Source organism: Kribbella sp. NPDC050241 (genome assembly GCF_044459685.1).
Taxonomy (GTDB): Bacteria; Actinomycetota; Actinomycetes; order Propionibacteriales; family Kribbellaceae; genus Kribbella.
The window spans coordinates 474,540-498,197 of sequence record NZ_JBITJE010000004.1 but is presented as its reverse complement, the minus strand read 5'-3'; the positions used below and the strand labels follow the sequence as shown (position 1 = coordinate 498,197).

Sequence of the window (23,658 nt, the reverse complement as noted above, 5' to 3'; positions counted from 1 at the left end):
CGTCAGCCCGCCAGGATGTCGCGGACCATCGGGATGACCTTGGTGCCGTACAGCTCGACCGCCTTCATCCGGGCGCTCGCCGGCACCGGTCCGGCGCTGTAGATCAGGTCGAACCGGCCGACATCCAGCTTCTGGACCGCACCGGCGATCCGGCGGGCGACAGTCTCCGGCGATCCGACGTACATCGAGCCGTGGGCGACCTCGGCGTCGAACTCCTCACGCTTGATCGGCGGCCAGCCACGCAGTGCGCCGATACGGTCGCGCATGACCTTGTACCGCGGGTAGAACACTTCCTTCGCTTCCTCGTCGGTGTCGGCGATGAAGCCCGGCGAGTGCATCCCGACCGGGTGCGCGACGGTGCCGAACTGCTCGGCCGCCTTCTTGTATAGATCGAGGTACAGCGCGAACCGGTCCGGCGCTCCACCGATGATGGCCAGCATCAAGGGCAGGCCGTAGTACGCCGTACGCACGACGGACTGCGGCGATCCACCGACGCCGACCCACGTGTTCAGGTGGCCGGACTCGGTCTTCGGGTAGACCTCGGCGTTGTCCAGCGCGGCCCGGGTGGTGCCTTCCCAGCTGACCGGCTTCTCGTCGAGCAACCTCACGAACAGTTGCAGCTTCTCCTCGAACAGAACGTCGTAGTCCTTCAGGTCGTAACCGAACAGCGGGAAGGACTCGGTGAACGAACCACGACCCAGGATCACCTCAGCGCGTCCGTTCGACAGCGCGTCCACGGTCGAGAATCGCTGGAACACCCGGACCGGGTCGTCGGAGCTCAGCACCGTCACGCCGGATCCGAGCTTGATCCGCTCGGTCTTCGACGCGATCCCGGCCAGCACCGTCTCCGGTGTGGAGATCGAGTACTCCGGCCGGTGGTGCTCCCCGAGCGCGATCGCGTCCACGCCGAGCTGGTCGGCCAGCACGGCCTCCTCGACCACCTGCCGGATCGCCGCCGCGGCCGGCACGAGCTCGCCGTTGTCACCCTCCGGAATGTCCCCGAAGGTGTCGAGCCCGAACAAGAGGTCGCTCATCCGTCCACTTCCCATCTGCTGTCCACGTCAGCCTGAACAATTCTAGGTTGACATGTCAACACCGCTGGCGGCACGTTCATTCCGGCCGCTGACAGGATGGTCCGGACGATCCCCGAAGCCTGAGGCAGGTGCCAGCCGCTGTGAGAATCACCGCCGTGGAGACGATCCGACCCCGGATCCAGCCGAATCTGATGTTCCTGCGCCTGCACACGGACGACGGGCGGGTCGGGCTCGGGGAGGCGTTCTTCGGTGCCCGGGCCGTGGAGGCGTACATCCACGAGTCCGCCGCCGAGGTGGTGCTGCAGGCCGAGGACGCCACCCCGGAGGCGATGGCACAGGCACTCACGCCGTACCTCGGGTTCCAGGGCGCCGGCGCGGAGGTACGCGGCAACGCTGCCGTCGACCTCGCACTCTGGGACCTGCTCGGGCAGTACGCCGGTCTGCCGCTGGCCGCGCTGCTCGGCGGTCCGGTGCGGACGTCGGTGCCGATCTACAACACCTGCGCCGGGCCCGGGTACATCGGCTCGAGCACGCGACAGCGGTCGGACAACTGGGGTATCCCGGATGGCTCCGCTGGGCAACGCCCGTACGAGGATCTCGAGGCGTTCATGACCAGGCCCGCCGCTCTCGCGCGGGAACTGTTCGACGAGGGCATCGGTGGTCTCAAGGTCTGGCCGTTCGACCAGGCCGCGGAGGCGACCGGTGGGCTGACGATCGGCCATGACGACCTGCAGCGGGGTCTTGCCGTCATCGAGGCGATCCGGTCCGAGGTCGGGATGGACATGAACCTCATGGTCGAGTTGCACGGCTTGTGGAGCCGCGGTGCCGCGACCACGATCATGGAGGCACTCACGCCGTACCACCCGTACTGGGTCGAGGATCCGATGCGCTCCGACGCGGTCGACGCCCTCCAGGTGCTGGCGTCGTCGGTCGACGTACCGATCGCCTGTGGCGAGACGGCTGTCGGACGACGCGGGTTCGCAACCCTCCTGCAATCCGGTGCCATCGACGTAGCCACCCTCGACGTCCAATGGACCGGCGGGCTGACCGAAGCCCGCAAGGTCGCGTCACTGGCGGACACCTACGGCATCCCCATCGCCCCGCACGACTGCACCGGCCCCACCTCCCTGGCCGCCTGCACCCACCTGACCCTCGCCTCCCCCAACGGCCTCATCCAAGAAACAGTCCGAGCCTTCCTCCGCACCTGGTACACCGACCTGGTCGAAGGCCTCCCCCAAATCACCAACGGCCGAATCACCATCCCCAACACCCCCGGCCACGGAATCCGCCTCCGCCCAGGCCTCGCCGAGAGCAACGAGGTCGAACGCACAATCAGCCGGTCGTGACCTCGACCGCAGCCGCGCTCAACGGACGACGCCGAAGCCGTCGGTCGCACAGTCGAGCACTCCTTCCGCCGGCACCTGCCCCAGGTCCACCTCGTTCCCGTCGGCCCACCCGACGTAGGTTCGGAACCACTGACGGCTGTCCTCGTCCACCCACGCGCAGAGAACTCTCAGTCCGTTGCCCCGCCTGACATCCGTTGCTCGCGTGAGGTCCGCACTCAGACTGGGCGCCCGTCGGGTCACTGTGTTGACCTGAAAGGTGATCCACGCGAAGGCACGGCTCTTTCCTTCACCCACCCCCGGGGTCGACCGGGGCGAAGCGACGAAGTCATCGATCAGCACACCGTGATCGGACCCCTGCAGGCGGACCGTCTGGGTGAATCGGTTCACCTTGCCCCGACGGCCCGAATACGCTTTCGTCGCGGGGACGTCGAATCGCCGATAGGTGACGACGAACTGGTCCGGTTCCGAGGCGGGCTGCAACGGCGCAGTGCGCTCGACCGCAACGACAGTTGCCGGCCAATCGGCGTTCAAGCGTTCGTCGCTGACACGCTCGCGTAACGCAGGTGTGTAGAAGTCTTTCGCATTGTCCTTCCGGCCGCTGCCCACCTGCCTGAAGAACGCGTCGAGCTTCGCGGTGGCGTCGGCGATCTCGACCGGTCGATGCTCTGGACTACAGGCCTTGTTGACACTGTGATGCGCGCGGAACACTTCGGTCCCACACACCGACTTCTGGAAGCCCGGGTAGGTGTACCAGGCGGTGAACAGCAGGCCGATCAACCCGATCGGCATGACCAGCCTCACCGTGCGCCCGCGCCCCCCAGCGCCCACGTTGGTATCCGCCATCGTTCCCCCCTGGATACGAACGGCTCTTGGTGAGATGGTCACCCTGAGTACAAGCCGCCGTCAACACATCGGATTACGAGGGTTGGATGCCGTAGTCGTGGATTTTGCGGTAGATGGTGGCTCGGGACATGCCGAGGGACTTGGCGGCGCGGCCCTTGTGGCCGTCGTTGGCGACCAGGCTGCGGATGATGGCGTCGCGTTCGAGGGCCTCGAGTTGGCTGAGGCTGCGGCGGCTTATGACCTGGACGCGGGCCGGGAGGTCGGCCGGCATGATCACGCCGGTACGACGGCGGCGGAGAACGACCTGCTTGAGGACCTGGCACAGCTCCCCGGTGTTGCCGGGCCACGAGGACCGCATCAGCTGCTGCATCGCTTCCGGTGAGCAGCTCAGGTCACCGTGGCTCACCTGGTTGAGGACGTACGGGACGAGTTCGCGGACATCCTCGATGTGGTGCCGCAACGGTGGCACTTCGACGGTCAGCGGGAACAACGCCAGCAACTCCCCCAGATCAGGGAGTTCCGTGCCGTCCGATGTCATTGTGAGCGCGATCCACGGCGGCTCGGACGGCCGCCGCTCGAGTACGTCGTACAGGGCCTCGATCGTTGCCTCGACATCGCGCGGGCCGAGGCGGTCGGCGTGCCGGATCACCAGCGCCTGGACCATGTCGTCGGCCAGCTCGGCCTCCAGCTCCGCGCCGAATCCGCCGTTCGAGCCGACAGCGTCGACGATGTGGAACAGGCCGGCCGGGTTGTTCTGGTGGTGCGCAGCGCGGGCCAGTGCGACCTTGCCGACACCGCGCTCGCCGGTGAGTACGACCCATTGCCCGGCCCGGCACGCGTTGTCGACCTCACGGCTGCTGCCCAGCCACGGCGCACTGCGGCCGACCAGGCCGGGAAGGACCGGCCGGGGCGGTGGACGATGCGTCGTCGCGGTCGGCATCCGGCTCTCCGGGCCGGAGTTGTGCGGGCTGACCTGGATGATGCCGGCCTCGTCCCGCGCGCCGACGGCGATCGGGCGGCAGCTGATCTTGACCCAGCTCCCGGTGGGCAGCTCAACCACGACGGCGTCGGTGCCACCGCGCGCCAGCAGCTCGCCGGCGTACCCGAGCACCGCTCGCTGGTCGGTGGCGTCGAGACACTGCCGGGCCTTCGCGTTCATCAGCAGCAGGTCGTCGTCGACCGCGAGGATCATGTCGCCGAGCCGGCGTGCACTCTGCCGGTACGCCTGCAGCAGCGCCAGCTCCCGAGTCGAGCTGTCGGTCAGCATCGCTGCCCTGATGTTGTCGGCCGTGGTCTTGGCGAGCGCGATCAGCAAAGTGCCGGCGTCCTTGCGCCAGCAGGTCAGGTCGATCGCGCCGACCGTCTTGCCGGTGACCGGATGCTTGATCGGCACGCCTGCGCAGGCGAGGTCCTCGAGATCCTCGGCGTAGTGCTCGTGCCCGAAGACATGCATCGGTCCGCCGCCTTCGAGGGCGGTCCCGATCCCGTTCGTCCCGGCGAACTCCTCGGAATAGCTGAAGCCGGGCGCCAGATGGACCTTGTCCAGGTGCCGGGCCAGTTCGGTGTCGGCGGTCAGACGCTGGAGCACCAGGCCGGTCCGGTCGGTCAGGATGACGCTGATCGGTTGACCGGCAAGGTGTTCGTGCAACTGCTGCAGGACTGGTCTCGCGCTCCTGGACAACGGAAGTTCCAGGTCGGGATCCGCGACGTAGGGCAGCGAGATCCGATCGGCCGGCAGATTCCACCGCCGCGATCTGACCCAGGAGGCAAGGATCGACGGCCGGACGTCCTTCGGCCCGACCGGGTCGAGCGTGAGGAAGTTCAGCCGTGCCTTTGCGGCCCGCCCGCTGTCGTCTTCCGTCGGGAGCACGAGTTCTTCCACGGGGCCTCCTGACGCACGGCGGGCACGGGTGCTGAAGTGCCACCGCCCCACCGGTCCCTCGCACTTCGAGCGTAATGCAGTCCGGCGCCATTGGCGTCTCAGATTGAGACACCCATCGAGGCCCGGCGGGATTGTGATCGAAGCAGCGATCAGGAGGTTGCGATGGACAGCGCTGTCCCGAGCCGGGAGACCTACAACCCGTGGACTGTCGTGAACGTCGTCTTCGAGCACCTGGCCGACGCCGGGCTCCATCCGGTCCTCGGTGCGACCGGGAACCCGGGCGAGCCGGCCGCCGCTCTCCTGCAGGCGTTCGGGATCCAGCCCGATCCGCAGGGTGACGAGCAGATCGCGCTGGCCAAGAACGCCCGGCTGGCGGAGCTCAGACAGGCGATGTTCGGCAGCCCCTGAGCCGGTGACCGTCCGTCATCTCAATTTGAGACCTCCACGGCGGTCACAGCGGCGATGTACTGCAAGTGCAGTCGGCCACGAGTGTGAGGAGTGCCATGAGTCGCCAAAGTGTGGCGAAGGCCCACCAGAAGATCCAGGAATTGTCCTGGGAACCTGCGTATCACGAGCCGGTCTCGCACTACGGGACCGACTACACGTTCCAGAAGGCGCAGAAGAAGGACCCCCTCAAGCAGGTCCTGCGGTCGTACTTCCCGATGCAGGAGGAGAAGGACCACCGCGTGTACGGCGCCTCCGACGGAGCCATCCGCGGAAACATGTTCCGCCAGGTGCAGGAACGCTGGCTGGAATGGCAGAAGCTGTTCCTGAGCATCATCCCGCTGCCGGAGATCTCGGCCGCCCGGGCGATGCCGCTGCTGTTCCGGACGGTGCCGAACCCGGAACTGCACAACGGCCAGGCGATCCAGATGATCGACGAGGTACGGCACTCGACGATCCAGCAGAACCTCAAGCGCCTGTACATGAACAACTACATCGACCCCGCCGGCTTCAACTCCAGCCTGCGGAACTTCCAGAGCGACTACTGCGGCACCATCGGCCGTCAGTTCGCCGAGGGGTTCATCACCGGTGATGCCATCACGGCGGCCAGTATCTACCTGACCATCGTGGCGGAGACGGCATTCACCAACACGCTGTTCGTCGCCATGCCGGCCGAGGCGGCCGCGAACGGCGACTACCTGCTACCGACCGTGTTCCACTCGGTCCAGTCCGACGAGTCCCGGCACATCAGCAACGGCTACGCGACGCTGCTGATGGCACTCGCCGACGAAGGCAACCACCAGCTGCTCGCCCGCGACCTGCGCTACGCGTGGTGGAACAACCACCGTGTCGTCGACGCCGCGATCGGCACCTTCATCGAGTACGGCACCAAGGACCGCCGCAAGGACCGTGAGAGCTACGCGGAGATGTGGCGGCGCTGGATCTACGACGACTACTACCGCAGCTACCTGGTGCCGCTGGAGAAGTACGGCCTCGAGATCCCGCACGACCTGATCGAGGAGTCCTGGAACCAGATCTGGAACAAGGGCTACGTGCACGAGGTGGCGCAGTTCTTCGCCACCGGCTGGCTGGCCAACTACTGGCGGATCGACCCGATGACCGACAAGGACTTCGAGTGGTTCGAGTACAAGTACCCCGGCTGGTACGACAAGTACGGCGCCTGGTGGGAGAACTACAACCGCCTGTCGATGCCGAACGGGCACAAGCCGATCGTCTTCGAGGACGTCGACTACGAGTACCCGCACCGGTGCTGGACCTGCATGGTCCCGTGCCTGGTCCGCGAGGACATGGTGATGGCCAAGGTCGACGGCCAGTGGCGGACCTACTGCCACGACATGTGCCGCTGGACCGATGAGGTCGCCTTCCGGCCGACGTACCAGGGCCGGCAGACGCCGAACATGGGCAAGCTGATCGGTCACCGCGAGTGGGAGACGCTGTACCACGGCTGGAACTGGGCCGACGTGGTGTCCGACATGGGCTTCGTCAGGGACGACGGCAAGACCATGGTCGCGCAACCACACCTCGACCTGAACCCGGACAAGATGTGGACGCTCGATCACCTGCGCAAGTGCCCGCCACTGGCGAGCCCGAACGTGCTGCTGAACGAGATGAGTGACGACGAGCGGACCGCGTTCGCTGCCCGCTATGTACGCGGAGGCCCCGCCGGCCGCGCACCCGCCGACGCATGATCCCCTCCCCGGGGCGGGCGGGCACCCCGTGTCCGCCCGCCCCGGTCCGTCCCCGCAGAGACGTCAGGAACCATGGGCGATAAACATGTCGTGAGGTTCGAGCCCGTCGGCATCGAGATCGAGGTCGACGAGGATCAGACGATCCTGCGCGCGGCGGCCGAGCAGGGCGTGATGCTCATGCACGGCTGCAAGGAGGGCCAGTGCTCGTCCTGCAAGTCGTTCGTCCTGGACGGTGAGGACATCGAGCTGGACCGCTACTCGACGTTCGCGCTGCCCGAGTACGAACTGGACGAGGGCTACACGCTGTTGTGCCGGGCCCATCCGTACGAGGACCTGACCATCGAGCTGCTGAACTACGACGAGGACATGATCCGGTCCGGGCTGCCGATCCAGGACCGGGTCGCGGAGGTCGTCGCGATCACCCCGGTCACCCACGACCTGCGTCATCTCGTCCTGCGCCTGACCGACCCCGGCGAGCTCAAGTTCTTCCCCGGTCAGTACGTCGACATCCTGGTCCCGGACAGCGAGGCCAGCCGATCGTTCTCGATGGCGAACACGACCAGCCGCGACTCCGGGCAACTGGAGTTCGTGATCAAGGTCTATCCCGGCGGAGTCTTCTCGGAGTTCCTCGACACCCGGCTCAACGTCGGCGACCGGCTGCAGCTGAGCGGGCCGTTCGGGGTCTTCACCCTGCGGGACAATCCGGGCGCCCGGATCGTCTTCGTCGGCGGTGGGGCCGGGATGGCACCGATCCTGTCGCTGCTGCGCTCGATGGCCGAGCGCGGGATCGACCGGCCGGCGACCTACTACTACGGAGCCCGGACCCACCTGGATCTGTGCTTCGACGAGGAGCTCCGGGCGCTGCAGGAGGTCCTGCCGGGGTTCAAGTACGTACCGGCGCTGTCCGAGCCGGCCGAGGACGCCGAGTGGGACGGCGAGGTCGGTCTGATCACCGACGTCGTCCGCCGGCACGAACCGGATCTGGCCGGAGCCGACGCCTATGTCTGCGGTCCGCCACCGATGGTGGAGGCCGCGATCCCGCTGCTCGAAGGGCTGGGCGTCGTCACGAAGCACATCTACTACGACAAGTTCACCACGACCGGCGACGCCGGCGACCCGAAGGTGCTGGAGGCAGAGAGCCGATGACCACCACACAAGACTCCCCGACCGAGCGGAGCGTGCCGAAACCGGTCTTCACCGACGCCGAAGCGGGCGCCCGTGTGTTCCCGGACTCGAGTTCACGGCGGTACAACTACTACCAGCCGCAGAAGCGCAAGCAGAGCCACTACGAAGACGTCACGGTCGAGGTGCAGCCGGATCCGCGGCACTACCTCACCCAGGGCTGGCTCTACGGGTTCGCCGACGGGCAAGGCGGCTACCCGCTGGACTGGACCGCACTGAAGGCGTGGGGCTCGGACAAGCCCTCACCCCAGCGCGGACCCGGCAGCGGCGGCATGCTCGTCAAGGAGTGGCCGGCCACCGGCTGGCACGAGTTCCGGGACCCGAACGAGGAATGGGAGCTCACGCTCTACCGCTACAACTCCAACGTCGTCCGCCAGGTCACCCAGAACGTCGAGGCCGCCAAGCAGTCGAAGGCCTTCGAGCAGTGGAACACCAACTGGGTCCGCTTCGTCGAGCAGCACATCGGCGCCTGGATGCACGTCGACCACGGTCTCGGCCTGTACCTGTACGCGAACGCGAACCGGCGCGCGCCGACCAACATGCACAACAACGCGATCTCGGTGAACAGCATGCACCGGATCCGGGCAGCTCAGGATCTCGCGCTGTTCAACCTGACCCTGTCCGAGGAGATCGAGGGTTTCGACGGCAGCGCGCACCTGGAGACCTGGAAGTCCGACCCGGCCTGGCAGGGCGTCCGCGACGTCGCCGAGCGGCTGACCGCGATCGACGACTGGTGCGAGGCGATCTTCGCCGCGAACGTCGTGTTCGAGCCGCTGGTCGGCGAGCTGTTCCGCAGCCAGCTGGTCCAGCAGGCCGCACCCCGCAACGGCGACTTCGTCACCCCCACCGTGATCGGCGCCGCCGAGTACGACTTCGCCGAGCGCGACCTGCGCTACACCACGGCGATGTTCGAGCTGCTCACCAATGACCGCGAGTTCGCCGACCACAACAAGGCGATCATGCAGGACTGGGCGTCGAACTGGGTCTCGCTGGCCCTGTCCGCGGCCCGCACGCTGCAGCCGCTGTGGTCGCAGCCGGACGCGAAACCACCACGGTTCGAGGACGGACTCGACCGCGTCAAGAGCCGCTTCAGCGGCATCGTCACCTCGCTGGGTCTCGAGGAACCGAAGGAGTTGGCACAGTGACCACGCTCAAGGCAGTCGTCGAGAGCCCCTTCAAGTCCGACAACACCGCGTCCAATCGGTGCGGCGTCACGCTGATGAACAACCAGGTCGGGGCGGTCGTCGCCGACGTGATGAGAGAACTGGACAACGTCACGGTGACGCCGCTGCCGTCGATGATCCGCGTCGACGCGGTCGGCAAGATGGAGTTCATCTACGACGACATCTCCGAGGCGCTCGGTGAGGAGCCCGGGTACTTCGACCAGGCCGAGTTCGAGGAGAACATGTCGACCCACTACGGGCGCATGGTCCACCTCGACGACCGGACGATCATGTTCGCCAATCCAGAGGACGCGGCCGAATACATCGGGTTCGACCTGTCCGCTTCCAAGTAGAAGGAGGGCCGGACGTGTACGAGAAGAATGGTCAGAAGTACTTCGTGGTCGACAGCCACATGCACTACTGGGACGCCTCGCCGGACAACTGGGTGCCGGGCGCCGAGCAGTACGCGAAGGGCTGGATCGAGTGTTTCCACGCCTATCAGAGCCTCGCACCGAAGGAGACCCACTGGACCATCGAGAAGTTCATGAAGTACTCCGAAGAGGACCTGATGAAGGACGTCTTCGAGGACGGCTACGTGGACATCGCGGTGTTCCAGCCGACGTATCTGAAGGAGTGGTACACCGAAGGGTTCAACACCACCGAGAGGAACGCGGCGCTGGGTGAGAAGCACCCGGGCATGTTCGTCCACAACACCCGGTTCGACCCGCGCGACGGCGACATCGGGATCGAGGAACTGAAGGCCAACGTCGACCGGTACGGCTCGCGCGGCGTCAAGCTCTACACCGCCGAGTGGAACGCCGGTTCCCGTGGTTACAAGCTGACCGACCCGGCGGCGTACCGCTATCTGGAGAAGGCGCAGGAGTTCGGGATCAAGAACATCCATGTCCACAAGGGCCCCACGATCTGGCCGCTGGACAAGGACGCGTTCGACGTCTCCGACGTGGATCACGCCGCGACCGACTTCCCCGAGCTCAACTTCATCGTCGAGCACGTGGGACTGCCGCGGATCGAGGACTTCTGCTTCATGGCGACCCAGGAACCCAACGTCTACGCCGGCCTGTCGGTCGTCATCGGTGGTCTGATGCACGCCCGGCCACGGTTCTTCGCGAAGGTGATGGGCGAGCTGCTGTTCTGGGTCGGCGAGGACAAGATGACCTTCGGCAGCGACTACGGCATCTGGGAGCCGAAGTGGCAGATCGAGGGCTTCGTCGACTGGGAGTTCCCCGCGGGCGACGAGTTCGCCGACTACCCACGACTCGGAGTGGAGGGCAAGAAGAAGATCCTGGGCCTGAACGCTGCGAAGCTGTACGACCTCAAGGTCCCCGACGAGCTCCAGCTCAAGGAGGCGGAGCCGGCCGCGCAGGACGACGCCAAGCTGGTCACCCAGTAATGACGGCGGTGACTGGGGAGAAGTCCCGGGTCCTGACCGCGCTGGACGCGGTCCGGGACCCGGAGCTGGACGAGCCGATCACGACGCTGGGTTTCGTGTCCACCTGCGTCGTGTCGGCCGCCGGTGACGTCGTGGTGCGGTTGCGGCTGCCGACGTACTTCTGTGCGCCCAACTTCGCCTTCCTGATGGTCGCCGACGCGTACGACGTGGTCGCCGCACTGCCCGGCGTCCGCGGTGTCGACGTCGCGCTCGAGGACCATTTCGCGTCCGACCAGATCAACGCCGGGGTGGCGGCGCGGGCCGGATTCGCCGCCTCGTTCACGGGCGAGGCGGACGGCGAGCTCGACGAGCTGCGCCGGACCTTCGTGACCAAGGCGATGCTGGCCGGGACGGACCAGGTGTGCCGGCCGCTGCGGGCCGCCGGCGCCGATCCGGCCCGGCTCGCCACGATGACACTCGGCGACGTCCCCGCGTCGGCCGAATTGGAGCGGCTGCTGCGGCGGCGGGCCGAACTCGGGCTGCGCACCGACCCCTCCGCTCCGCTCCTCGTCGACCCCGGCACCGGCTCCCCCATCACCGGTGCCGAGGCGACGAGGCATCTCGGGTTGGCCCGCGTCACCCGGACCGGGATCGAGGCCAACACCGGCATCTGCAGGGGAATGCTGCGCCACCGGTACGCCGAAGCCGGCGTCGGCGAGGAGGAGTAGGGATGAAGGCCGTTCGACTGCACGGATACCACCAGCAGCCGGTCATCGACGACGTACCGGAACCGGTCGTCAAGGGCCCGCTGGACGTCATCGTCAAGATCGGCGGCGCCGGGGTGTGCCGCACCGACCTGCACATCATCGAAGGCCAGTGGGCCGAAGCGATGCACCCGGCCCTGCCGTACACGATCGGCCACGAGAACGCCGGCTGGGTGCACGAGATCGGTTCGGCGGTGACCAACGTCCAGGTCGGTGACACGGTCATCCTGCACCCGACCCCCACCTGCGGGCTCTGCGCCGCCTGCCGGGCCGGCAACGACATGCACTGCGCGCAGAGCAGTTTCCCCGGTCTCGACAGCGACGGCGGCATGGCGGAGTACCTGCTCACGTCGGCACGCGCGTGCGTGAAGCTCGACCCGAGCACCCGGCCGCAGGACGTCGCGGCGCTGGCCGATGCCGGCATCACGGCGTACCACGCGGTCCGCAAGGCGATCCCGCTCCTCCCGCCCGGCACGACGTGCGTCGTGATCGGTGCCGGTGGTCTCGGGCACATCGGGATCCAGTGCCTGGCCGCGCTCACCGCGACCAGGATCATCGTCGTCGACCGCAACCCGGAGGCCTTGAAGCTGGCCGAGCAGCTCGGCGCCGATCAGACAGTGGTTGCCGACGGCAAACAGGTGGAGGCGGTCCTCGACCTGACCGGCGGCGTCGGCGCGAACGTCGTACTCGACTTCGTCGCCGAACAGGGTGCGGAGCAGGACGGCTTCGCGATGACCGCACCGGCCGGTTCGTACTTCGTCATCGGGTACGGCGGCCAGGTCCAGATCCCGACCCTCGACATCATCTCGACCGAGCGCAACATCATCGGCAACATCGTCGGCACGTTCAACGAGCTGGCCGAACTGATGGCGCTCGCCCAGGCCGGGAAGGTCACCCTGCACACCAGGACCTACCCGCTGGACGCGGCCGTCGATGCGGTCGCCGATCTCGACGCCGGCCGGGTCCGCGGCCGCGCGATCCTCGTTCCGTAAGTCACGACCGACCGGGAGGGCTCTGATGGCCAAGGAACTGCGATTCGGTGAGCAGGCCCGCGACCTGCTGCTGTCCGGAGTGGACCAGCTGGCGGACGCGGTGAAATCGACCCTGGGCCCGAAGGGCCGCAACGTGATCCTGGAGAAGATCACCGGATCGCCGGTGGTCACCAACGACGGGGTGACCATCGCCCGGGAGATCCATCTGAAGAACCAGTTCGAGAACATGGGCGCCCAGCTGGTCAAGGAAGCCGCGATCAAGACCAACGACATCGTGGGCGACGGAACCACCACGGCGACCGTGATCGCCCAGGCGATCATCCGCGAGGGCATGGCCGCGATCAGCACCGGCGGGAACCCGGTGCTGGTGAAGCGCGGCATCGACATGGCCGTGGCCCGGTTGGTGGAGCGGCTCCGCGAGGTGGCGCACCCGGTCGCCACCGAGCACGACTTCGCCCGGGTCGCGGCCATCTCGGCCAACGACGACGACATGGTCGGCGCCGTGATCGCGAACGCCCTGTACACCGTCGGCGACGGCGGCATCGTCACCATCGAGGAGTCGGCCACGCACGGCATGCGGGTCGACTTCGTCGAGGGCTTCGAGTTCGACAACGGCTACCTGTCGCCGTACATGGTCACGGACCCGGGCAGCCTGCAGGCCGTGCTGGACGACCCGTACATCCTGTTGTGCAGCGAGAAGATCACCAAGGTGCAGGAGATCATGCCGCTGCTGGACAAGATCATGCGGGAGCCGAAGCCGCTGGTGATCCTCGCGGAGAACCTCGAGGGCACCGCGCTCAGCATGCTGGTGCACAACCACGTGAACCGCCTCTTCCAGTGCGTGGCGGTCAAGGCGCCGGGCTTCGGTGACCGGCGGCTGCACAAACTGGAGGACATCGCGGCGATCACCGGCGGCGCGGTCTACAGCCGCCACTCCGGTTTCACCCTCGAGACGATGCGGCTCGAGCAGCTCGGCCGGGCGGACCAGGTCAGGGTGACCGCGGACCGTACGGCGATCGTCGCCGAGTCCGGGCACGAGAAGGACGTCGAGTTCCGGATCACGCAGTTGCGTGCCGAGTTGGAGCGGGCGACGTTCGGGGTCGACGAGGACGTGCTCACCGAGCGGATCGGTGCATTGTCCGGCAGGGTCGCGGTGATCCGGGTCGGTGCCCCGACGCCGGCCGAGCTGAAGGAACTGCAGCACCGGGTCGAGGACGCGTTGTCGGCGACCCGCGCCGCGATGGCCGAGGGCATCGTCGCCGGCGGCGGGATGGCTCTGCTCCATGCGGAGTCGGCGCTCGACAGTCTCGACGTCAAGGACGACTACGCCACCGGTGTGAAAATCGTCCGGCGGGCGTTGCGCGAACCGGCGTACCTGATCGCTGCGAACGCCGGCTACAACGGCGCGGAGGTCCTGGAACGGACCTCGCAGCTCGGGGTCGACGAAGGCTTCGACGCGCTCGAAGGCAAGTACGGGAACATGCTCGACATGGGGATCGTCGATCCCCTCCGCGTTGCCCGCTCAGCACTACAGAACGGCGCCTCGGTCGCCGGCCTGCTGCTCACCACCAACACACTGGTCGCCGAGGAGCAGACACCGTGGGGCGGCAGCGCCGCCCTGATGACCGAGTACGGCGCCCTGGACGAAGGGCTGCACCAGCCCTCCCCCGACTCCAGCACACCTCAGTCCCTGGGTCTCGGCCCGTCGGTCGGCTGACCCCTCACCGCCCGCCGGCTCGAACCTTCCGCTCGAGCCGGCGGTGCCCTGTCTGGGCGGCGCGGAGGGGTGGGTCGGGGGCGAGCGTGCCGTCGGGGGCGATGTGGGCGAGGATCTGGTCGACCAGGGCCACGATGTGCGGATCGTCGACGGTGTAGATGTGGCGCCTGCCCTCCCGACGCAGTGAGATGAGACCGGCCAGGCGGAGTTTGGCGAGGTGTTGGCTGGCCGTGGTGATGCTGACGCCGGCGCGATCGGCCAGCGTGCCCACGTCGTACTCGCCGTCGGTGGCGAGCCAGACCAGGTGCAGCCGCACGGGCGCGACCAGCAGCCCAAGGGTGCGGGCCGCGGCGTGCAGCTGCAGACTGGTCGGCTCGGTCATGACTCAGTAGATGTTGGACGGACGGACCATGCCTTCGGCCAGGTCACCGAAGCCGGGGGCCATGATCGCGCCGGGGTTACCGAGGATCTCCTCGACGACCGCGGTCTCGGTGGTGATCAGCAGCGCCGCGATCGACGCAGCACTTTCCAGGGCTGCCCTGGTGACCTTGAGCGGGTCCATCACACCTTCGTCGAACATGTCGGCGTACTGGCCGGTGAGCGCGTTGAAGCCGGTGCCGAGCGGCTGGCTCGCGACCTTGGCGACGACCTCGTCACCGTCGTACCCCGCGTTGATCGCGATCCATCGCAGCGGCTCGGGCAACGCCCGCCGGACGACCTCGCGGCCGACCGCGGCGTCACCGGTCAGCTCGACCCGTGACACCGCCTCCTGTGCCTGGACGAGCGCCGTACCTCCGCCGGCCACCACGCCTTCCTCGACCGCGGCCCGGGTCGCGGCCAGCGAGTCCTCGACGCGCAGCATCCGCTCCTTGCGCTCGACGCTTGTCGCGCCGCCCACCTGGATGACAGCCACCCGCCCGGACAGCCGGGCCATCCGCAGCTGCAGGTTGTCCCGGTCGGCGTCGATCCTGGCCCGCTCGAACTGCGTCTCCAGCTGGCTCAGCCGCGCGTCCACCAGGTTCGCGTCGCCGTGACCGCCGACGATGGTCGTCCGGTCCTCGGTGATCGTGATCCGGTCACACGACCCGAGGTGGTTCAGCGCGACCTCGGCCAGGTCCAGCCCGGTGTCGGTCGCGATGACCTGACCGCCCAGAGCCACCGCGAGGTCCTCGAGCTCGGCCACGCGGCGGTGCCCGAAGCCGGGAGCCCGGACGACAACCGACCGCATCGTGTTGTGCATGTTGCCACCGACAAGCAGTTGCAGCGCCGGACCGTCGACGTCCTCGGCCAGTACGACGAGCGGCCGGTCCGCGCGCTTGGCCGCCTCGACCGTCGGCATGATGTCCTGCACCTGGGAGATCTTCTTGTTGGTGAGCAGGATGACCGGGTTCTCGTAGACGGCCTCCATCCGCTCCTTGTCGGTGACCATGTACAGCGACACATAACCGTGGTCGAACTCGATCCCGTCCACGATCTCGACCGACAGACCGATGGCATCGGACTCTTCCGTGGTGACGACGCCGTTGCGGCCGACCCGAGTGACCGCGTCGGCGATCACCTCGCCGATCGTCTCGTCGTCACTGGCGGCCAGCGTCGCGATGTGCCGCAGGTCGTCCGGGCCGCCGACCTCGGCCGCCCACGAGCGCAGCGTCTCCACCACGACCGGAACCGTCTGCTCGATGCCGCGACGTACCCGCATCGGGTTCGCGCCGGCGTCGACCGCGCGCAGCCCCTCGCGGACCATCGCCTGCGCCAGCACGGTCGCCGTCGTGGTGCCGTCGCCGACGACACCGTTGGTGTTCATCGCGACTTCCTTCACCAGCTGGGCGCCCATGTTCGCGAACGGCTCGCGCAGCTGGATCTCCTTCGCGATCGTCACGCCGTCGTTGGTGATGGTCGGCGGGCCGGTCAGCTTCTCCAGGACGGCATTGCGTCCCTTCGGGCCGAGCGTCACCTTGATCGCGTCGGCGAGCGAGTTCACGCCGGACTCGAGCAGCCGGCGTGCCTCCTCGTTGAACCGCAGTTCCTTTGCCATGGTCAGACCACCTTTCGGGTCACGGGATGAGAATCGCCCGGCCGCGGACCTTGCCCGCGTCGAGGTCATCGAGAGCCTGCTGGAAGTCGGCGAGTGGGTACTTCGTGGTGTGCAGGGCGACCTTGCCCTGCGCGGCCAGCACCATCAGTTCCTGCAGATCGGTGTAGGAGCCGACCAGGTTGCCGACGAAGTTGATCTCGGTCGAGATGATGTCGATCGTCGGTACGACGAGGTCCTCGCCGTACCCGACGACGTAGTAGTTGCCTGCCCGGCGGAGCATCCGGACACCCTCGGAGGTGGCGCCGCCTTCACCGACGAAGTCCACGACCGCCTCCGCGCCCTTCCCGCCGGTGAGCGCGAGTACGTCCTCCACCTGGGTGCCGTTGGCAACAATGCCGTGATCGGCCCCGATCGCGACGGCCAGCTCGACCGCCGCCGGGTTGCGGTCGACCACGACCAGGGTCGCGGCCGAGATCGCCTTCAGCACCTGGATGCCGATGTGGCCGAGACCGCCGGCGCCGATCAGCACGCAGACGTCCCCGGGCCTGGTCGCCCGGGCCACCTTGGCCGCCGCGTGGTAGGCCGTCAGTCCGGCGTCCGCGAGTGCGGCTACGTCGGCCGGCTCGAGGCTGTCGTCGATCCGGACCACGCTGCGGGCAGTGGTCCGCAGGTAGTCGGCGTACCCGCCGTCGGTGTCGATGCCCGGGAACCGGCTGTTCTCACAGTGCACGTCGTCACCGGAGCGGCAGGCACGGCACAGGCCACAGGTCATCAGTGGATGCAGGATCACCTTGTCGCCCGGCTGAACGTTGGTGACGGCATCGCCGACGGCGTGCACCCAGCCCGCGTTCTCGTGGCCGATCGTGTACGGCAGCGCGACGCCGCTCTTCTCGGCCCACTGCCCTTCGAGGATGTGCAGGTCGGTCCGGCACACCCCCGCGCCGCCGATCCTCACGATCACGTCGAGCGGCCCCTGGATCTCGGGTTCGGGTATGTCGGTGAGCTGCAACTTGGTGTGGTAGCCGACTACCTGGACCGCCCTCATGACGTGCTCCTTGCGTTCGTGACTCGGATGGACATGCCGTCGGGCTCCACGTCGGCGTACCGGGTCGCGAGCAGTCCGCGGCAGAAGTGGGAGTTACCCTCGATCGAGATCCGCACGGCCTTGGCGAACCGGAGCCGCAACGGGACCGCCTCGGCGGCGAGTGGCGCACCGTCCTCGTCCACCAGCACCGGTTCGTCCGGGTGTACGCCGAGACCGATCGCGACCCGTCGTCGCAGCAACGCCTCCTTGTGCGGACCTTCCCGGAGATCGGCGAGGGTGACTTCGTGGAGATCGTCGACGGTCATCCCGCTGGCCTTCAGCAGGGCCTCGGCACAGCGTTCCATCGCCGCGGTATGCGCCTTGTGCCGGAAGATCCGGCGCAGTTCGTCCAGGCTCGTCTCCGCCTCGACACCGAACGTGCCGACGTACCCGGCGTCGGCGGCCAGGCCGGCGTTGATCTTGTCCGAGTCGTGGTGATCGTCGAGTCGCACCACAACCCGTCCCAGGCCGTCGACCCGCCGGAGCGCGTCGACGGCGTCGGACGCCATCAGGTACGCGAAGTTCGGCGAGCAGAACGACGTCGGCAGCCGCAGATGGACCACGACCTTGGTGTCGTCGACCCGGATCGACCGGACGAACCCCAGCGTTGTGATGGGTTCGTCCAGTTCCGGATCCGTGACCGTCGCCAAGGCGGCCACGATCTCGTCGACCACCGAGGTCGCGACGGCCGTCATGCGCGTGCGCCGGCCGCCACCTCGACAGAGGTGTCACCGGCATCGGTCGGCAGCCGCAGCTCCTGCGGTACGTCGAGGTCGTACAGCGCGGCCGCGTTCAGGCCGAGGATCTTCTTCTTCTGCGCGGTCGTGATCGGCGCGTACTCCGGCAGCTCCGCGGGGATCTGGAAGTCCACGAACTTCTCCACCAGCCACTGGGGCGTCCAGAGCGCGTAGTCGCTGGCGAACAGGATCTTGTCCTCGCCGAGCCAGTAGAGCAGTTCGCCGATGATCTGCGCGAAGTACTTCGGCCGGGCGTGCACGAACGGCATGGCCACCGCGAGACCGCCGTACACGTTGGACTCCTGGGTGGCGATCCAGCAGAAGTCCTCCAGCCGGGGCAGGCCGACATGCTCGACGATGAAGTTCAGGTCCAGGTAGTCGGTCGCGACCTTGTCGATGTCGGCGACGTCGAACGCGTCCCGGTCGAGCGGGCGGATCGTGGGGCCCTTGTGCACATGGATGTTCTTGATGCCGAGCTTGAGGCACTCCTCCAGGTACCGGCGCGACCACGGGTCGTCGAGCTTGTAACCGCGCGAGTCACCGTGCCACTCGGCGGTGTAGAGCTTCACGCCCTTGAGGTTCATCCGCTCGGCGTCGCGCCGGAGCTGCTCCAGACCCTCCTCGCCGTTGCGCGGGTCGTAGGCGTGGTTGTAGGTCAGCTTGTCCGGGTGCTTGGACGCCAGCCCGAACGCCTCCTCGGTCTGGCCGAACCCGTTCTTGTAGAAGTCGCTGAGCAGCGTGGCCTGGAAGATCGCGTGGTCGGCGTACCCGTCGTCGAAGACGTCCTTCATCAACCGGTCGCCGCCGTAGTAGGTGTAGGTGTCGTAGTCCCACACCACGTCTTCCGGGCTGAGGTTGCGGTGGTAGTCGTAGAAGCAGTCGATGAACTGCTTGCCGTGCACGTTCTTCAGGTTCGACTCGCGGCCGTCCCAGATGTGTACGTGCGCGTCGACCACGTAGTACTTCTCGCCGTTCTTCTCGTACATGACGTCCTCGCTTCGTGGGTCTGATCTCGGGATGAGCTCCGGTCCGGGCGCGGGCCAGGCCCCGGACCGGAGCGGCACGGCAGTTAGTGCACGGTCAGGTCGAAGCCGATGTATTCGGCGGCGTCCTCGGGGCTGGCGAACAGAAGGGTCTTGTCGTCGAGGTGGACCATCCGGCCGTAGTGGGTGGAGCTGATCTCCTCGAACACCGAGCCGTCGAACTCCGAGCCGAGCGCGTCGGTCAGTTCGGCGTAGTCGAAGTCGAGTACGCCGGTCCCGTCGACCCGGATCATCGACGGGTACTCGGTCAGCTCGACGCCGTCCTTGGCGCCCATTACCTGGGCGACGACCCGGCCGACGGGGGTGTTCATCAGGGTCACACCGGTCTTGTTGGAGAACTCGGCGGCAGATCCGAACTGCATGCTCACTTGTCCAGCTCCTTCGGAATGTCCAGCCCGAGGTCCTCGAGCAGGGAACGGAACTTCTGCTTGGCCGCGTCCAGGCTGTCCGCGAACGTGACGGACTTGTCGGCCGGCTGCGACCAGATCGGCTGCAACGCCTGCGCGGCAGCGATGCAGCGCGGCACCCAGGTCGTCAGCCACTCGCCGAACAGCACCTTGTTGGTCTCGCCGTACTGCTCGTCGCGGGTCAGCAGGCGGAACAGGTTGCGGGTGTAGGCCAGGTCGCGGTCGTAGTCGTGCTCGCCGGTGCCGACGATGGTCGGCGTCAGGTAGTCGCCGTTGCGGGCCGCGATCTGCATCACCAGCTCGGACCGGAACAGCGAGCCGACCAGCTGCTCGAACACGATGTTGGTGGCGAACAGCAGCTCGCACCAGTCGCCGACGGCGGTCAGTCGCTCGACCACCTCACGCGTCGGCTGCCACTCCGGCGCGCTCTGCCAGACCTCCTTGTGGGCGGCGCCGTCGAACTCCACCTCGGCCTCGGCCAGGTCGAGGTTGAACAGGGCCAGGTCCTGGGCGAAACGCATCTTGTGGGCGGCGTTGACGGCCACCGCGGTGTTGATCATGTTCGTCGGGCCGGACCGCTGGATGCTGGTGAAGACGTGCAGCGCCAGGCCGTTCTCGGCGTGCATCCAGGCACCGAGGTTGCGTTCGACGAACTTCAGCCAGGCCGGGTTCCAGGCGTCGTACGCCCTGGCCCGCTTGGCGTTCTGCAGGCCCAGGTCGACCTGACGGACGACCGCGGAGTTGTTCCGGTAGATCGTCTGGTTCCACTCCTCGTTCGGGTCGAGGAAGGCGTGCCAGTTCGACGACTTCGCGGCGGTCCACTCCTTCGGGTAGCCGCCGGGGCCGTCGCCGAACCCGTAGATCCAGCCCTGCGTCAGGTGCCGCTCCGGGTCCGGCTGGACGTCGACGGTGACGTCCTCGTACATCGTCGCCCGCAGCTTGGCCGGCTTGTAGTAGTTGTACGACCGGCTCTTCGAGCTCGGGAACTCCAGCGCCCCCGCCTCGGAGTCGGTGAACTCGATCTTGGGGAAACTGCGGTGCTTGGTTTGCTCCATCTCAGACTCCATCGGTAGTCGCTGGGCTGGTGAACTTGTCGTAGAAGACCTGGTCCTTCGGCACGTTGGTTGCCTCCAGCAACGCCAAGGCAGCGTCGACCATCGGCGGCGGACCGCACAGGTAGACCTCGCTGCGATGCAGCTCCGCCTCCCGCCGCTCGACGATGTCGGTGACGTTGCCCTCCTCGACCACGAGACCGTCCGCATCCGCGGCCGACTCGGACAGGCAGGCCACGAACTCGAAGCCGGCCAGTTCCGCGCCGAGCTCCTGGATCGCGTCGAGGTAGAACAGGTCGGCCGCCGTCCGGGCGCCGTAGTAGAACCGGACCGGACGGGTGCTGCCGGTCTCCCGTAGGTGCCGGAGGATGGACAGGATGGGCGCCATCCCGGCCCCGCCGGCCACGCAGACGACCGGCAGTACGTGGCCGTCCTTCAGCGTGGACGAGCCGTACGGCCCGGTCAGCGACAGTTCGCCGCCTACCGCCAGCTCGCCGTCCAGCAAGGCCGAGAACCGGCCGCCCGGGTACTTCTTGATCAGGAACTCGAGGTCGTCCGGCGTCGACTGGGTGGTCGCCATCGAGAACGACCGGTGGTCGTCGGTGCCGGGGATGGTGATGTCGGCGTACTGGCCCGGCTTGAACTCGAACGCCCGCTCGGCCTTCAGCCGGAGCGAGACGATGTCGCGGGTGACCGGCTCGATCGCCACCACCCGGGCGCTCAGCGTCTGGATCGGGACCCCGCCGAGCAGCTCCTCCTCGTCGAAGTTGAGCAGCTCGATCGTGCAGTCACTGAAGGCGTGTGCCCGGCACAGCAGCACGTAGCCCTCGGCAACTTCGGCGTCGTTGCAGGCGAAGGTCGAGTAGCGCTCCATCTGCAGGTCGCCCTCCAGCACGTACGACTTGCAGGCGGAGCACTGCCCCTCCTTGCAGCCGTGCATCAGGTGGATGCCCTGCCGGAACGCCGCGTCGAGGATCTTGTCGTCCTCGGTGACGTCGATCTCGATGTCGACCGGTTCGAAGCGGATCCGGTGGGTGTCGGCCACGTCGGGGCCTCCTCACGCTCGGGTGGAACGACTGGTGGCGACGCTCATCCCCGCGCCGCCACCAGCCGGTTCGGTGGGGTCAGGCGACGGCCTTGGTGCCGTTCGCCTTGTACGCCGCGATGTGCGCCTCGCGCTCGGCGTCGGTCATCTCGTTCAGCAGCACGTTGGGGCTGTTGAACGTGTTGCCGCGGACGTCGTCGAGGGTCCACATCTTCTTCGGGTCGTCCAGGTCCAGGTGCGGCTGACCGATCAGAGTCTTGCCGTCGTCCCGGACGTACCCGAGGTCGGAGACGATGTCGGCCAGGTCCTTGCCGTGGTGCAGCGTCTCCCATTCGCGGAAGCCCGTCAGGCGGCCCATGTTCGGGGTGGGCCGGCCGTCGTACTCACCGCGGAACGCGACCGCGTCGGTCCAGTAGCACGTCTCGGAGCAGTAGGTGCGCCACTGGCCGTCGACCTTCTCGGTCACCATGTCCTCGTGGATCAGCGCCGGCACCATGCAGGTCCAGCACCGGTGCGGGTACTGGTAGCCGACGTCCTCGAAGGCGATCGGCTTGTTCCGGCCCGGGTAGGCCAGCCGGTTGTAGTTCTCCCACCACTTGCCGTACTTCGAGTACCAGCCCGGGTACTTGTCCTCGAACCACTCGAAGTCCTTGTCGGTCATGGCGTCGATCCGCCAGTAGTTGACCGGCCAGCCGGTGGCGAAGAACCGCGCGACCTCGTGCACGTAACCCTTGTCCACGATCCGCTTCCAGGCCTCTTCGACCAGGTCGTGCGGGATGGTGAGTCCGTACTTCTCCAGCGGCAGCAGGTAGCTGCGGTAGTAGTCGTCGTAGATCCACCGGCGCCACATCTCCGCATAGCTCTCACGGTCCTTACGGCGGTCCTTCGTGCCGTACTCGATGAACGTGCCGATGGCCGCGTCCACGACACAGTGGTTGTTCCACCACGCGTACCGCAGGTCGCGCTCGAGCAGCGGCCGGTTGCGCTCGTCGGCCAGCGCCATCAGCAGGATCGAGTACCCGTTGCTGATGTGCCGCGACTCGTCGGACTGGACCGAGTGGAAGACCGTCGGCAGCAGGTAGTCGCCATTGGCCGCGGCCTCGTCCGGCATGGCCACGAACAGCGTGTTGGTGAAGGCCGTCTCGGCCACCACGGTCAGGTAGATGTTCGCGGCGGTGATCGCGTCACCGGTGATGAACCCCTCACCGAACTGCCGGCCGATGGTGCCCGCGTAGTTGTTCGCGAACGCCTTCTCGGTCATGTCGAACCCGGCCGGGTCGATGTAGTTGTTCATGTACAGCTTCTTGAGATTCATCTGGATCGTCGAGTGCCGGACCTCGTCGATCATCTGCACCGCGAGCCCGTTGTGGATCTCCGGGTTCGGTACGGCGTCGATCGCCATCGGCATCGCCCGGGCCGCGGAGATCTCCGGGAACGGGATGATGCTGAGGAACAGCTTCTGCCACTCCAGCCAGCGCTGCTGGACCTGGCGGAACATGTTTCCGCGGATGGCGCCGTCCATGGCGCCGTACACGCGGTTGTCCTTCTCCTCCTCCATCGGGAAGTAGGACCGCATGATCTGCTTCAGCGGGTCCTTCTTCGGCGCCTTCTCGAAGGTGTAGTCAGTCCCGAACCGGGTCGCCGGAGTGGCGAAGGTGGGCTCCCACGAGAGTTCGGTGATCTTGGCATGCGCCTTGGTGAGACTCTGCCTGCTCAATGTCTGCCTCCAGGGTCGGGAGCCGGCTTCTGCCCGGCTCCAGCGGTACGGCTGAGCTGCGTTCCAGGCATG

The 23,658-nt window shown here is 67.2% G+C and carries 22 protein-coding genes; 10 read left to right on the top strand and 12 right to left on the bottom strand.

What is annotated here, in order from left to right:
- Positions 1–2: 2 nt before the first annotated feature.
- On the bottom strand, positions 3–1,034 hold the full coding sequence (locus ACIBG5_RS22565; RefSeq protein WP_396393437.1) for an LLM class flavin-dependent oxidoreductase: 1,032 nt from the start codon (positions 1,032–1,034) through the stop codon (positions 3–5).
- A gap of 155 nt (positions 1,035–1,189) precedes the next feature.
- Here ACIBG5_RS22565 and ACIBG5_RS22560 point away from each other — a divergent pair, with 155 nt between their 5' ends.
- Complete coding sequence (locus ACIBG5_RS22560) at positions 1,190–2,380, top strand: mandelate racemase/muconate lactonizing enzyme family protein (protein WP_396393436.1); 1,191 nt, start codon at positions 1,190–1,192, stop codon at positions 2,378–2,380.
- A gap of 18 nt (positions 2,381–2,398) precedes the next feature.
- Here the strand turns inward: ACIBG5_RS22560 and ACIBG5_RS22555 are convergent, their stop codons facing one another.
- Both ACIBG5_RS22555 and ACIBG5_RS22550 read right to left on the bottom strand, forming a co-directional pair.
- On the bottom strand, positions 2,399–3,265 hold the full coding sequence (locus ACIBG5_RS22555) for a hypothetical protein (protein ID WP_396393435.1): 867 nt from the start codon (positions 3,263–3,265) through the stop codon (positions 2,399–2,401).
- Between the two features lie 31 nt (positions 3,266–3,296).
- Positions 3,297–5,105: a sigma-54-dependent Fis family transcriptional regulator gene (locus ACIBG5_RS22550; protein ID WP_396393434.1), complete on the bottom strand. Its 1,809-nt coding sequence runs from the start codon at positions 5,103–5,105 to the stop codon at positions 3,297–3,299.
- A 162-nt stretch (positions 5,106–5,267) separates the two neighbouring features.
- On the opposite strand from ACIBG5_RS22550, the gene ACIBG5_RS22545 reads away from it, so the two are divergent.
- From ACIBG5_RS22545 to groL (ACIBG5_RS22505), 9 genes are all read left to right on the top strand, one after another.
- Positions 5,268–5,513: a hypothetical protein gene (locus ACIBG5_RS22545; RefSeq protein WP_396393433.1), complete on the top strand. Its 246-nt coding sequence runs from the start codon at positions 5,268–5,270 to the stop codon at positions 5,511–5,513.
- Between the two features lie 95 nt (positions 5,514–5,608).
- Complete coding sequence (locus tag ACIBG5_RS22540; RefSeq protein WP_131354050.1) at positions 5,609–7,258, top strand: methane monooxygenase; 1,650 nt, start codon at positions 5,609–5,611, stop codon at positions 7,256–7,258.
- A gap of 90 nt (positions 7,259–7,348) precedes the next feature.
- On the top strand, positions 7,349–8,404 hold the full coding sequence (locus tag ACIBG5_RS22535; RefSeq protein ID WP_360448988.1) for a 2Fe-2S iron-sulfur cluster binding domain-containing protein: 1,056 nt from the start codon (positions 7,349–7,351) through the stop codon (positions 8,402–8,404).
- Entirely contained in the window at positions 8,401–9,585 is a 1,185-nt protein-coding gene (locus tag ACIBG5_RS22530; protein ID WP_396393432.1) for a hypothetical protein, read from the top strand. The genes ACIBG5_RS22535 and ACIBG5_RS22530 overlap by 4 nt, the downstream gene beginning before the upstream one ends.
- The gene (mimD, locus tag ACIBG5_RS22525; protein WP_396393431.1) at positions 9,582–9,956 is read left to right on the top strand and encodes a propane 2-monooxygenase effector subunit MimD; all 375 of its coding nucleotides are present in this window, start codon (positions 9,582–9,584) and stop codon (positions 9,954–9,956) included. The genes ACIBG5_RS22530 and mimD (ACIBG5_RS22525) overlap by 4 nt, the downstream gene beginning before the upstream one ends.
- A gap of 14 nt (positions 9,957–9,970) precedes the next feature.
- The gene (locus ACIBG5_RS22520; RefSeq protein WP_396393430.1) at positions 9,971–11,014 is read left to right on the top strand and encodes an amidohydrolase family protein; all 1,044 of its coding nucleotides are present in this window, start codon (positions 9,971–9,973) and stop codon (positions 11,012–11,014) included.
- The gene (locus tag ACIBG5_RS22515; RefSeq protein WP_396393429.1) at positions 11,014–11,721 is read left to right on the top strand and encodes an iron-sulfur cluster assembly protein; all 708 of its coding nucleotides are present in this window, start codon (positions 11,014–11,016) and stop codon (positions 11,719–11,721) included. The genes ACIBG5_RS22520 and ACIBG5_RS22515 overlap by 1 nt, the downstream gene beginning before the upstream one ends.
- A 2-nt stretch (positions 11,722–11,723) precedes the next feature.
- Positions 11,724–12,749 carry an NAD(P)-dependent alcohol dehydrogenase gene (locus tag ACIBG5_RS22510; RefSeq protein WP_393382540.1) on the top strand — a complete coding sequence of 342 codons (1,026 nt, stop codon included), beginning with the start codon at positions 11,724–11,726 and terminating at the stop codon, positions 12,747–12,749.
- 25 nt (positions 12,750–12,774) lie between these two features.
- The gene (gene groL / locus ACIBG5_RS22505; protein ID WP_396393428.1) at positions 12,775–14,466 is read left to right on the top strand and encodes a chaperonin GroEL; all 1,692 of its coding nucleotides are present in this window, start codon (positions 12,775–12,777) and stop codon (positions 14,464–14,466) included.
- Positions 14,467–14,470: 4 nt separating this feature from the next.
- Here the strand turns inward: groL (ACIBG5_RS22505) and ACIBG5_RS22500 are convergent, their stop codons facing one another.
- The 9 genes from ACIBG5_RS22500 to ACIBG5_RS22460 all read right to left on the bottom strand — a co-directional run bounded on the left by ACIBG5_RS22500 (position 14,471) and on the right by ACIBG5_RS22460 (position 23,586).
- Positions 14,471–14,848, bottom strand: a complete 378-nt coding sequence (locus ACIBG5_RS22500; protein ID WP_396393427.1) for an ArsR/SmtB family transcription factor — start codon at positions 14,846–14,848, stop codon at positions 14,471–14,473.
- A 3-nt stretch (positions 14,849–14,851) separates the two neighbouring features.
- On the bottom strand, positions 14,852–16,501 hold the full coding sequence (groL, locus tag ACIBG5_RS22495) for a chaperonin GroEL (protein WP_396393426.1): 1,650 nt from the start codon (positions 16,499–16,501) through the stop codon (positions 14,852–14,854).
- Between the two features lie 19 nt (positions 16,502–16,520).
- Complete coding sequence (locus ACIBG5_RS22490) at positions 16,521–17,546, bottom strand: NAD(P)-dependent alcohol dehydrogenase (protein WP_396393425.1); 1,026 nt, start codon at positions 17,544–17,546, stop codon at positions 16,521–16,523.
- Positions 17,543–18,280 (bottom strand): iron-sulfur cluster assembly protein, encoded by a 738-nt coding sequence (locus ACIBG5_RS22485; RefSeq protein WP_396393424.1) that lies wholly within the window; start codon positions 18,278–18,280, stop codon positions 17,543–17,545. Before ACIBG5_RS22485 ends, ACIBG5_RS22490 begins: the two co-directional genes overlap by 4 nt.
- Positions 18,277–19,308, bottom strand: coding sequence for an amidohydrolase family protein (locus tag ACIBG5_RS22480; RefSeq protein ID WP_360449011.1), 1,032 nt, complete (start codon positions 19,306–19,308; stop codon positions 18,277–18,279). The genes ACIBG5_RS22485 and ACIBG5_RS22480 overlap by 4 nt, the downstream gene beginning before the upstream one ends.
- Positions 19,309–19,391: 83 nt before the next feature.
- Entirely contained in the window at positions 19,392–19,727 is a 336-nt protein-coding gene (gene mimD / locus ACIBG5_RS22475; RefSeq protein ID WP_131354711.1) for a propane 2-monooxygenase effector subunit MimD, read from the bottom strand.
- 2 nt (positions 19,728–19,729) lie between these two features.
- Positions 19,730–20,827: an aromatic/alkene monooxygenase hydroxylase subunit beta gene (locus ACIBG5_RS22470; RefSeq protein WP_396393423.1), complete on the bottom strand. Its 1,098-nt coding sequence runs from the start codon at positions 20,825–20,827 to the stop codon at positions 19,730–19,732.
- A gap of 1 nt (position 20,828) precedes the next feature.
- Positions 20,829–21,869, bottom strand: coding sequence for a 2Fe-2S iron-sulfur cluster-binding protein (locus tag ACIBG5_RS22465; RefSeq protein ID WP_396393422.1), 1,041 nt, complete (start codon positions 21,867–21,869; stop codon positions 20,829–20,831).
- A gap of 79 nt (positions 21,870–21,948) precedes the next feature.
- Positions 21,949–23,586, bottom strand: coding sequence for a methane monooxygenase (locus ACIBG5_RS22460; protein ID WP_131515078.1), 1,638 nt, complete (start codon positions 23,584–23,586; stop codon positions 21,949–21,951).
- Between the last annotated feature and the right edge of the window lie 72 nt (positions 23,587–23,658).